Below are 11,010 nucleotides of genomic sequence, written 5' to 3'. Positions count from 1 at the left end.
ACTCATTGTCCCCCGCCTGCCGACTCAGCCTTGGCGCTCTGGGGTGAGCAACCAGCTTGTTTTAAGGTTTAATAAATCACCTCCTAGTTAAGCAATACCACTATGCGCATCGCAGCGCACCTACGCATCCCTTGGTAGGTTCTTTAACGCTTGCCTTTAACAAAAGTCTGGTCAACTATAATCTAAATCCTTAGGCTAGAAGCCCAGTGTCTTTAGACCTGGGTTGTTGACAGCATCGAGAAAGCAACGTTACCAGCAAAGGAGATGATTTAAGTTATTTCTCCTACATGCTCGGTAGCGATATTTTTTAGGTACAGAGAACACAGAACAGTTATATCGCTATGCGCAAACAAGATGCTATGAAGTCGGCCATCGCTAATAACTTTCAACTATTAGCAAAGCGTGAGCGACCTAGCGTAAGCATACTGTAAGTATTGCGCATTAAGGAATGAGAATTTAATAAACTGTAATTCTGAAATTTGGAATGGTGCGTTACGCGATGCTAACAGCACCCTACTTTTGTACTTTATTTAATCCATATTCCTAACTGTTAACTGCTAACTGTTAACTGCTAACTGATAACTGATAACTGAATATCTGAGGGTGTTACTGATTTTAAATTTTCTGGAGGGAATACTAAATTAGTATCCATATGTCAATCCCTATATTTATGAATGCTATTGACCCTGCTCAGACAAATACAAGCACTAAATTTTTGCCACGTATATCTGTTGTGATTCCCATTTATAACGGAGAAAGCGACTTATCAGAATTAATTAGTTGTTTGTTAGCCCAAACTTACCCAAAAAAATTAGTAGAATACCTGCTAGTAGATAACAATAGTAGCGATCGCACATTTAGTTTTTTAGAAACAGCAGCCGAACACTGTCCGATAGAGATTCATCCATTAAGCGAAAATCAAATCCAAAGTTCCTATGCTGCTCGTAACACAGGGATTCAAGCCGCAGGAGGAGAATTTATTGTATTTACCGATGCGGACTGTCGTCCCCAATCTCGGTGGCTAGAATTATTGATCCAACCTTTTATTCGATCGGAGGTTGCGATCGTCGCCGGAGAAATTACCGCATTCCCAGAAAAAAACTTACTGGCAAAATTTGCCGATCGCCAAGAAACATTATCTCAAAAACATACCCTTGCACATCCTTTTTGTACATATGGTCAAACTGCTAATTTAGCCATTAGACGCACAATTTTAGAAAAAAGTGGTTTATTTCGTCCTTACTTAACCACCGGAGGTGATGCTGATATTTGCTGGCGGATTATCAAACAAAATTTAGGTACTTTGGAATTTGTCCCTGATGCAATTGTTCGACATCGTCACCGCACCTCAATGAAAGAATTAGCCAGTCAATGGCGAAGATATGGGCGTTCCAATCGCTATTTACACGAATTACACGGTGTAGATTTAATGCGAGAAATCCCAAATAAAGAATACTACTATCGCTTAGCACGCTGGTTATTAAAGGAAATACCCCAACAAAGCATTAAAATACTTACAACCAAAAGCCCGGCTGTAGACTTACTAAATACTCCCATTGGTTTATTTACTGCTAGAGTTCGCTATTCCGGTCAAAAAGAAGCTAAACTTCCTGAAAACGCCAAAATAGTACAGTGGCTAAAATCATGATATTCCTTAAATGGCAAGTACTTTTAGGAATTTTTTTCAAAAAATTATTAATCCAAAAAAACCCAAAAAAATATTAACCCAAAAAAATTTATTAACCCAGAAAATTATTTAATATATAAGAAATTTAGAATTAAGAATTATTAACTACTCATGCAAAAACTACGCCAAAGGTAAACGCAAATATCAAGATAATTAAATCTGGGAAATAATATCTATCCCAGGCATATATTATTCAAATGGCGATCGAATTTCGCTAAATTAGAGAAAATACTGTGAAGGAAAATCTAGATGTCAGCACAACTTTTACTGGTAGATGATGAACCGGGATTGCGCGAAGCCGTAAAAGATTACTTAGAAGAAAGCGGTTTCAAAGTTCAAGTAGCCAGTAACGCCCGTGAAGGATGGGAGTTGATGCAACAAAATACACCGGAGTTGGTAATTTCCGACATTATGATGCCACAAGTCGATGGTTATCAATTTCTCAAACAATTAAGAGAAGACCCCCGTTTTGCTTCATTACCTGTAATATTCTTAACTGCAAAAGGGATGACCTCCGATCGCATCCAAGGTTATCAAGCAGGTGTTGATGGATATTTACCCAAACCTTTCGATCCAGATGAACTGGTTGCAATTATTGAAAATTTACTCACGCGACGTATAAGTTCCAGTCAGACTAAAAAAGAAGATAGTGAAACACCAGATATTGCTGAATTAGCAAATCAAATTGCCCAAATTAAGGCTTTACTCACCCAAAGAAACGCCATTCCCCAAACAACTCCCCCATTTAATATAGACCTGACCCCCAGAGAACAAAGTGTCTTAAACTTGGTGGCAGAGGGATTGATGAATAAGGAAATTGCACGTCGTCTCGATACCAGTGTGCGCAACGTAGAAAAATATGTCAGCCGTTTATTTAGTAAAACTGGAACTAATAGTCGTACAGAATTAGTCCGCTTTGCTTTGGAACATGGTTTAGCGAATTAAGGAATGCTTAAAAAATTTCGAGAAAGTTAGGAGTTAGTAAAAGAAGTCAGAATACTCTAAACAACTGATTTTATCCACGGATTTTGAAGCTAAAAAACTTATTTTTCGCACTTGATCAAGTTCATGTCATGACTTTCAGAATTAATCTATCAAGTTTTCGACTATAAAGCTTTGAGAAAAATTCAGGAAGCTCTAATTCATAGGTAAACTCAAACAAGCTTAATTTTGAAGGGGAGCATCTCACTTTTTATCATCGGGTAAAAGTACTAGCTGTCAAATAGTCTATTCTGCAGTACTTAAACTTTAATTCTCTTGAAGTAGAATAAAAACCGAGATACTTCCAGTTTAAGGTCTTAACTTTGAAATTTGATAGTTGAAATTTTACTTTTAAAATTTTATGACAATTGCAATATCGAATTGTAAGGATAAGACTGTCTGCACTTAATAAATATTAAATTTAAAGGCAAGAAATAAATGAGTTCGACCCAACCGCAGCACACCTCGCTTGCGAACAAAAGGTTTCATCAGTATTCTATCCATAGTTTCCCACTGCCATAGAGAAAACCAATAAGAAAAGATTATAGCGAACAGAAAATTTTGCTTCAGATTAATTAATAAGAAATGATATAATCTAATACCCAAGTAAAAAGACGGAAATCTAAATAAAGAATTCCACATTTTTCCTAATCTTTGTCCGTATGATTACTTAATCAACTTTTTTTGTTTCATGTCCTCGTAACTCTTCCTAGAAAAAGACCAATTGAAAGGATTTCTGGTATTTAAGAAAGTTGGGAGCAACAGACATATTCAGAGAATTTTACTCTCTGAGTGTCAAATTACCCCCAGCATTGCTTAAGCAAAAAACTTAAATAAAGAATTCCCATGTAAAACTAGAGTTAATTAAACTCCAGCATCCATTGAAGGCTTCATTCAAGATTTTCGTCAGTCAAAATGTCTATCTTGTATTTTTAGGTCGCTAACTCTTCCTCAAATAAATGGACTAATTAGCTTTTCCTCCTTTGTTTATTCACTATCTTTTTCCAAGACAAAAGATAACGCTATAGCAAACGAAACTGAAAAACGCTTAGTTAGTAGGCACACCCAAATATATCCGTAGTGCTAAGGGTGACAATCATCGCAATTCCTTACCAGGTTAAGGAGAAATGGTGAAATAAGCTAACTCAGATTTAAAAATAGTCAATTATTTGAGAATCAATAGGCAAAAAGCAAGCTTAAAAAAATTCACAATTCTCAAGCAAGGGATTTGCTAGTATGAGTGATTTCGAATATAAAACTATTGGCAGCTATCAGTGGAATTACGTAGGCGCATTAACTGACGTCGCATTTGTGGAGATGCTTTTAATTCAGATATTTCGCGAGTTTTAACATAAGTTTGTAATGTTTCCAGAAATTCATCAGAACCCTCGGTTAAGGCATCAAGTAATACCTGTAATAGCTGCTCGCGATCGCTTAACAGACTTTTTTCCTCAATTAACCTAAATTTGAGATGTAATTCACATTCGTAAACACCTACCTCAATATTATTTATCTGACGGGGTAATGCTTTCGAGTTCATAGTTTTGAGGATTCCTGTAAAAAGTTGTGACTTAGGCAAGGAGCTTTGTTAAAGCAAAATTTTTTTGATGTTGCTTGCAATCTTAGAGAGGTGCAATTTTAAGATCGCTTGTCTTTAAGAATATTTGTATCCCATTTTTTATCCAGTGTCTCCTGAGTAAAATTTCAGCATTCCGATCATGTTACACAAATGGAATCTACTGCTTAAGTAAAGCATAACTATTATTCAATTTTTAAGATTCTATACTGGTTCAGTTTCTGTGTGAACTTGTTTGAGCTTTTTAAAGGTTTTTACATCAAGTTTTTCTTAACGTCAATAACAGTTTTAGTTTTTACTAAAAAACTAGGTGATGCACGTAAGTGAAAACTATGGTAATCTTCATCAAACTCAGTTATAACTTAGTACTTAGAGAATTGCGTAAAATTACTCCATGTTATTTTTTGCATTTATTAATAACCTAGATTCAACTTACAAATAAATTAATCTGGTTACTATTTTTATTTGAAATGACAATATATACACTGAACAAATAACTCTCCTTATGTATGTGAGCTGAGTCACTTCTTGATAAAATTTTTGCCAAAAACTAGAAAAGGTAATTAATCAACGAAACTAGTTCCTCAGATAAATTGTATAGGTCTATTGCCCTGTTTTTAAAATCAAAACTGTTTACGACAATAATTATCGCAGGAAAAATATTAGTTGCGATCGTCTTCAATAAAAACTGGACAGCAGCATGACAGTCTATCTTGAGTCTTCGTCCCACTAATTGATACCGATTAATTATTTGCGTTTTCGGAAGTTAATTGAACAATCTCAGGATCATTAAAAAATAAATTGAGGGAAAGGTAATTGATTTGGCTCACAACTCAACAAATAATTTTCCAGTTCGAGAGTTATTTTCCCAAAAAACCAGATTCAAAGTAAAATTTCACCAGGTAAATCATCTAAATTTTGCTTCAACGTCAATCAAAAAGTTTTTTCATCTTTTGGTCGCAATAACCATAGATAATATTTATATTTACCAAGAATCAGACGTCGGCAAGCTTAAAGATAGCGTCTACAATAATTTCAGTTTAATTAATCTAAACCCCAGTTCTCAAAGATGGAAAACACAACCCTGCTCAAGTCTACGACCAGACATATCAGGATATTCGCTGCGGAAATAGATCGAGACGGAGAACTCGTACCCAGTAATCAAGTTTTAACTTTGGATATAGATCCGGATAATGAATTCAATTGGAACGAGGATGCTCTGCAAAAGGTTCATCATAAGTTTGATGAGTTAGTAGAAGCTAACAGTGGTGCAGACCTTACAGATTACAATTTACGTCGCATTGGCTCCGATTTAGAGCATTACGTCCGAAATCTTCTGCAATTAGGAGAAATTAGTTATAATCTAACTGCCCGCGTTACCAATTACAGTATGGGGCTACCACAGGTAGCAGTTGATGAAGATAAGTAACAATTGGGAATTCAAGAATCTTATTCTTGAGAATCTTGAGTCTTAGTAAATCAAAACTTGTGGAGTTAAAGCTCAAAAGCTTAAACTTCTTAAGTTTTAAGGTTGGAGAGATTAGACATAGAAATCCTCAGTTTGCTTAAGTCTATGGATCTCAGGTATAAGGGTCTTGAATGTAAAATTTTTCTATGAAAGTTCAGAGTTACAGGCTTCGTAATTTAAATTTTGGGGTTTAAATTTTGCAATTTAAATTTTGTAACGTCCTGAACTTTGCTCTCATCTGTTTCGACTGTAAACTCCTTAGGAAAAAAAATTCTCGGTTCTGGGCATGGAAACGATTCGTACAGTATTCGATAATCTTTTTTTGCTTGCAGCCAACTAATAGCGTTTGGGGCGCTGAATTAATTGGTCGAGCAATTTTAGCAGCCGATACTTTTGCTCCAGGACCGACCTCAGGTCAGTTTAAGGAAACAAGGCGCACAGTTCCTTTTCTCCACGCTCAGCCAGTGCAGGGTTTTTCTGCTGTAATTCCAGGTCCCAAGAAAAATACTTATTTGCTGGTTTCAGATAATGGTTTTGGAGGAAAAAGTAATTCTCCTGACTATGTTTTGCGAATTTATGCAATGGAACCTGATTTTCTCACCGGTAAAGTTTTTCCCATTAATTTACGAACGGGAGCGCGACTAAAATCTTTTAATCGTGAAAGTTTTTTAGAACTTAAAGATAAGCAAAATTTGCTTTCATTTCCCATTGTCGCTGATCGCAACACTTACCCCGGGGATAAATCTATTCCCGTTAGTCCAGCAATCCGTAAAAATCGTTTACTTACAGGAGGGGACTTTGATATTGAATCGTTTCGAAGAGCAGGTGATGGAACTTATTGGTTGGGAGATGAGTTCGGTCCGTTCCTACTCCACGCAAATCCAAATGGCGAACTCTTGGATGTCCCCATTCCCCTACCAGATTTATTGGGGGTTAGTAAATTAAATTTTGTTAAATCTCCCGACCATCCAAGATTTGTTGACTTACCACGAAAGGAAGCAGAAAATTTAGCCAACCTTGGTGGTTCTCGTGGATTTGAAGGTTTAGCCCTTAATCGCAGTGGAGACAAGCTATATGCAATGTTGGAAGGTATTCTCAAGGGAGATAAAAACTCGCAACGTCTACTAATTTACGAATTTGACTTGGCGAGTAAAAAATATACAGGTGAATTTTTTTCCTATAAATTAGAGAGTAGCAGCCATGCGATCGGGGAACTAACAGCTATCAACGATCAAGAATTTATTGTTATTGAACGAGACCATAAACAGGGCGACCCTAATAATGGGAAATTTAAAGAGCCAGCTAAATTTAAACGAGTTTATAAAATAAATATAAAGAATAAAGATTCACAAGGATTTGTCAAAAAAGAGTTATTAGTAGATTTATTAAGCATCAAAGACACTCAAGGTGTTGGTGGTCAAGCTACCCGCAATAATATTTTTGCCTTTCCTTTTGTGACAATTGAAAGTGTATTACCAGTAAATAAAACAGATTTACTAATTGTTAACGATAATAACTACGCTGATAGTATAGGTCGCATACCAAACCAGGTAGATAATACAGAATTTATTTTAATTAGATTAGATAAACCTCTATATTAAGAAGCTGCAAGTAGTGATTGTAAATAACAAATATCAATGAATCATCGGTTAATATTTGATGGTAAATTGTAATGTATTCTTATTGATATACGTTTTATGTACTCAGTATTTTACTCAAGCTACTAAGATCTGAGTTTTTAGATGTTCATAGTTAACCTTAGCGTCCACTAACCATATAGCGATAAATTTATCTATATTGTATTGTGCAGTTTATCAAAGAGTATTGCTAAACTTTACTTGTTCATCTCAGGAAACTAAAACTAACCCGAGGTCGATTTAATTTTCCCCACAAAGTAGGATAAAGAATTCTGTTTAATAATACTAATTGAAAAATATAAGTTATAAACTTATTAATTACTTTTTATATAACTTGATATAACGATACTAAATCATTTATTAAAACCAATATTTTAGAGATGCGCCAGAGCCTGCAGCGTCACCTTTAGACGCAGGTGCGACTAAACATCTGTCGCCTTTCTCTAGAAGATTTATGTGCTTACAAATCAAAAATTATTGCTATATTTCCTTCTTTTTGTTGATAAATTTTGTAGTCACTGGGATACTGCTTTGTTCTGCACTACTTGATACTAAGCATTAATCTTGTTTGTCAGAGTTTATTGTTGTAAATAATACTATTAACTTTATTTAAATCTTATTTTAACTTAGGCAAAAGCTACTTTTCAGTGGATATGCAGCATGTAAATATCATTTATGGAACGATAATACAGAAGTTTGCTAATTGGTACGCAGAATAACAATTAATACTTGTATTTATGCTGTTCAAGAAGGTCAAAATTAATATTAATTCTATACCGCATCAAAAAAAATATAGTAAATGGCATAGAAATGGTAATTAATTTTCTATTTAATTCAGTGAATATACTATTTGTAAAGCACAATTAATATAGGAATAATTTTTCTGCAATTGCTGATGAATTTATGGTAAATAATCTAAACAAACTTATACTATTTATCAAACTATAAATCTTCAGATTGTAGAAAATTTAAGTTATATTTTAACTAAATAATTTCTCTGGTTGTCGATAAAACTATCTTTACATTTAGTAATTTATTGATTAGTTATTACCATTTTTTGATATAGGAAAATTTTATATTTATGGTGAGATATAAGAAAAAGTAAATAGCATGATTTGATTTAATTGATATCTCGAATAACATTAATTATCGTTCTAATTGTGATTCATTATAAGAATGGATAAAACACAATTATTCAGAGATAGTTCGTCATATTTATAGCAAGTAACAAAATATTTAATCGGAAATTTTGTTGTCATTCACGATTGATAGTTGCACACTTTCCTCTGGCAGTAGTATTATGCCGCTTAGTCCTTTATCCAGAAATACTGATTTTTCCCGTGAATAGTCGGTTGAAGTAAACAATTAGCCATTTCTGTCAAAAAAAATAGATTTAATCATATTATGTTTCAAGAAGAGTCAAAATATGTGATTCTACAACTTTAGAAGCGTTCCCTCAGAGCAACGGCTAAATAGTTTTAATTGAAAAAATAGAGGTCAAATAGATTTATGAAGATAAAAGCAGATTGTATATATAAGGTTAATATTAATTGTTTTTTCTTTGTTATCTTGCCTGCAAATACCAGTAATTATCTATGTTAGATTGGCTGTTAATACTTGAGGGTGTATTTATGTACCATCTCCGTAGCTATGGCTGAAAACAAATGATATCTGTTTCATATAATTAAAATCTTATTATAAGTTTGATTTTGTTTTCATTTAAGCTTATTGTTGCTCGGATACTTATAAAATAAGTATGGAAGCTGGCAATATGCATTTTTGTGCTAGGGTGGGCTTATTCCGAAGTCATATACGCTTTATATTAAATTAAAGATTCGGTGATAAGCTTTGTTCAAACTCTGGTGCTAGCTAAGTAAGCACGTAAATAGATTTCAAATGAATAGTGGAGGTCTTGAGTTGGTAGATACGGTGGTTGATTTTGCTCATTACTGTTTGTCACTCGAAATCGGGATTGTTAGATGAGCCTCATTCAATATTTTGCTCATAGCAGGTCGAAACACGGAACATTTGGCTGTAGACAAAGCCACAGATGATATTTTTGAAGGAATTGCTAATTGCCGATCGGTGGGAAAACTATGGAAAATGACGCGGCAACGCTTTATTGCCCCAATGAACTTTGTCAGGCACCTAACCCGCTAAGCCACAAGTTTTGCCAACGATGCTCTACACCGCTTTGCAAACGCTATCTGTGGGTTGTGGGAAATGAGGTCAATCTGGGTAAACCTGGTGATATCATAGCCGATCGCTATTTAGTTGTTGCTAAATCAGTACTTTTAGATCGAATACCAAGTTTAGCCGTCCAAGCGCCAGCAGTAGAAAAATTAGAATTTATTAAACCATACTTAAAATTAATTCCGTTCCGCTTACAGGTTCCTCAAGTCTATGGGTTATTACCGATAAGGAGAGGGAGTATGACACGGGAGGTCTTGCTCCTGGAAAATCCTCCAGTTTTCCCAAAAATTGATTCTGATTTAGAAGTAACCTTACGGGAAGAATTAACTAAAGCCTGGGGTGGTGCAACATCAATGCGCCAACTCAATTGGTTGTGGCAAATAGCTAATATTTGGCAACCACTCGCGAGTGAAGGGGTCGTTTCCACCCTAATGGAAACTCACTTAATGCGAGTAGAGGGACCAATCCTACGTTTGTTAGAGTTACGTAAAGATGAAGATATTGTAACTCTCGCACAACTAGGCGAGTTTTGGCGCTCTCGACTACTACCATTTGCCAGAAACGCGATCGCTGAATTTTTAGGTGAAGTATGCCACTTGTTGATTGATGGCAAAGTAAAATCTGGCGATCAATTAATCTTACTGCTAGATCGTGCATTAAAAAAAATCGGAACATCACAATCACTACAAATTAGAATTACAACTCAAACAGATACCGGTCCCAGTCGCCAGCGTAATGAAGATGCTTGTTATCCCTTAAGTAAGGGAATATTGACTAAGCCTCCCGAATCTAAAGCTATGGGTATAGTTTGTGATGGAATTGGTGGCCATGAAGGGGGAAATGTTGCATCTAATTTGGCAATCAATACCATAGAAGAAGAATTACAACAATTAAATAGATTTTCCGATGAAGATATCGAACCAGGAATTTTACTCGGCGACTTGGAAAAAGCAGTAGCGGTTGCAAACGATAAAATTAGCGAACGTAACGATAACGAAAATCGCCAAGGGCGAAAGCGCATGGGTACCACCCTTGTGATGGCGCTACCAATAGGTCATGAAGTTTATGTCACTCATGTTGGTGATAGTCGTGCGTATTGGATAACTCGCTATGGATGTTATCAAGTAACTCTTGATGATGATGTTGCATCGCGGGAAGTACGTTTGGGATATGCTGTTTACCGAGATGCCTTAAAACAAGTTGCTTCGGGTTCTTTGGTTCAAGCACTGGGCATGAGTCCAAGCTTGTCTTTGCATCCAACAGTGCAGCGATTTGTATTGGATGAAGATGGCATATTTTTGCTGTGCTCCGATGGTTTGAGTGATTTTGACCGGGTAGAACAGCATTGGGAAACAGAAATACTACCAGTATTATCAGGCAAGCAAGATATAGCGACAGCAACAAGTAAATTAGTAGAGATTGCCAATGTAGAAAATGGACATGATAATGTCACAATAGCATTGCTGCA

Annotated in this window: 6 protein-coding genes; 5 read left to right on the top strand and 1 reads right to left on the bottom strand. The window is 35.4% G+C overall.

Annotation, left to right across the window (positions count from 1 at the left end):
* Window positions 1-670 precede the first annotated feature (670 nt).
* Window positions 671-1,648, top strand: a complete 978-nt coding sequence (locus tag QNJ50_RS27105) for a glycosyltransferase (protein ID WP_300641861.1) — start codon at window positions 671-673, stop codon at window positions 1,646-1,648.
* Between the two features lie 288 nt (window positions 1,649-1,936).
* Window positions 1,937-2,632 carry a response regulator transcription factor gene (locus tag QNJ50_RS27100; protein WP_300641858.1) on the top strand — a complete coding sequence of 232 codons (696 nt, stop codon included), beginning with the start codon at window positions 1,937-1,939 and terminating at the stop codon, window positions 2,630-2,632.
* A 1,294-nt stretch (window positions 2,633-3,926) separates the two neighbouring features.
* Here QNJ50_RS27100 and QNJ50_RS27095 read toward each other — a convergent pair.
* On the bottom strand, window positions 3,927-4,208 hold the full coding sequence (locus QNJ50_RS27095; protein WP_300641855.1) for an Npun_R1517 family heterocyst differentiation transcriptional regulator: 282 nt from the start codon (window positions 4,206-4,208) through the stop codon (window positions 3,927-3,929).
* A gap of 1,105 nt (window positions 4,209-5,313) precedes the next feature.
* Between QNJ50_RS27095 and QNJ50_RS27090 the strand changes: the two genes are divergently transcribed.
* From QNJ50_RS27090 to QNJ50_RS27080, 3 genes are all read left to right on the top strand, one after another.
* Entirely contained in the window at window positions 5,314-5,673 is a 360-nt protein-coding gene (locus QNJ50_RS27090; RefSeq protein WP_300641852.1) for an NAD(P)H-quinone oxidoreductase subunit M, read from the top strand.
* Window positions 5,674-6,038: 365 nt separating this feature from the next.
* Window positions 6,039-7,313: an esterase-like activity of phytase family protein gene (locus QNJ50_RS27085; protein ID WP_300641848.1), complete on the top strand. Its 1,275-nt coding sequence runs from the start codon at window positions 6,039-6,041 to the stop codon at window positions 7,311-7,313.
* A 2,132-nt stretch (window positions 7,314-9,445) separates the two neighbouring features.
* Window positions 9,446-11,010: protein phosphatase 2C domain-containing protein (locus tag QNJ50_RS27080; protein WP_300641843.1), on the top strand; the 1,565-nt coding region annotated here is incomplete at its 3' end.

Source organism: Mastigocoleus sp. MO_188.B34, from assembly GCF_030065675.1.
GTDB lineage: Bacteria > Cyanobacteriota > Cyanobacteriia > Cyanobacteriales > Nostocaceae > Mastigocoleus.
This window is presented reverse-complemented; position numbering and strand designations above follow the sequence as displayed.

Coding starts and splice junctions, on each gene's coding strand:
- QNJ50_RS27105 (WP_300641861.1), top strand. CDS start 671: ATGAATGCTATTGACCCTGCTCAGACAAATACAAGCACTAAATTTTTG.
- QNJ50_RS27100 (WP_300641858.1), top strand. CDS start 1,937: ATGTCAGCACAACTTTTACTGGTAGATGATGAACCGGGATTGCGCGAA.
- QNJ50_RS27095 (WP_300641855.1), bottom strand. CDS start 4,208: ATGAACTCGAAAGCATTACCCCGTCAGATAAATAATATTGAGGTAGGT.
- QNJ50_RS27090 (WP_300641852.1), top strand. CDS start 5,314: ATGGAAAACACAACCCTGCTCAAGTCTACGACCAGACATATCAGGATA.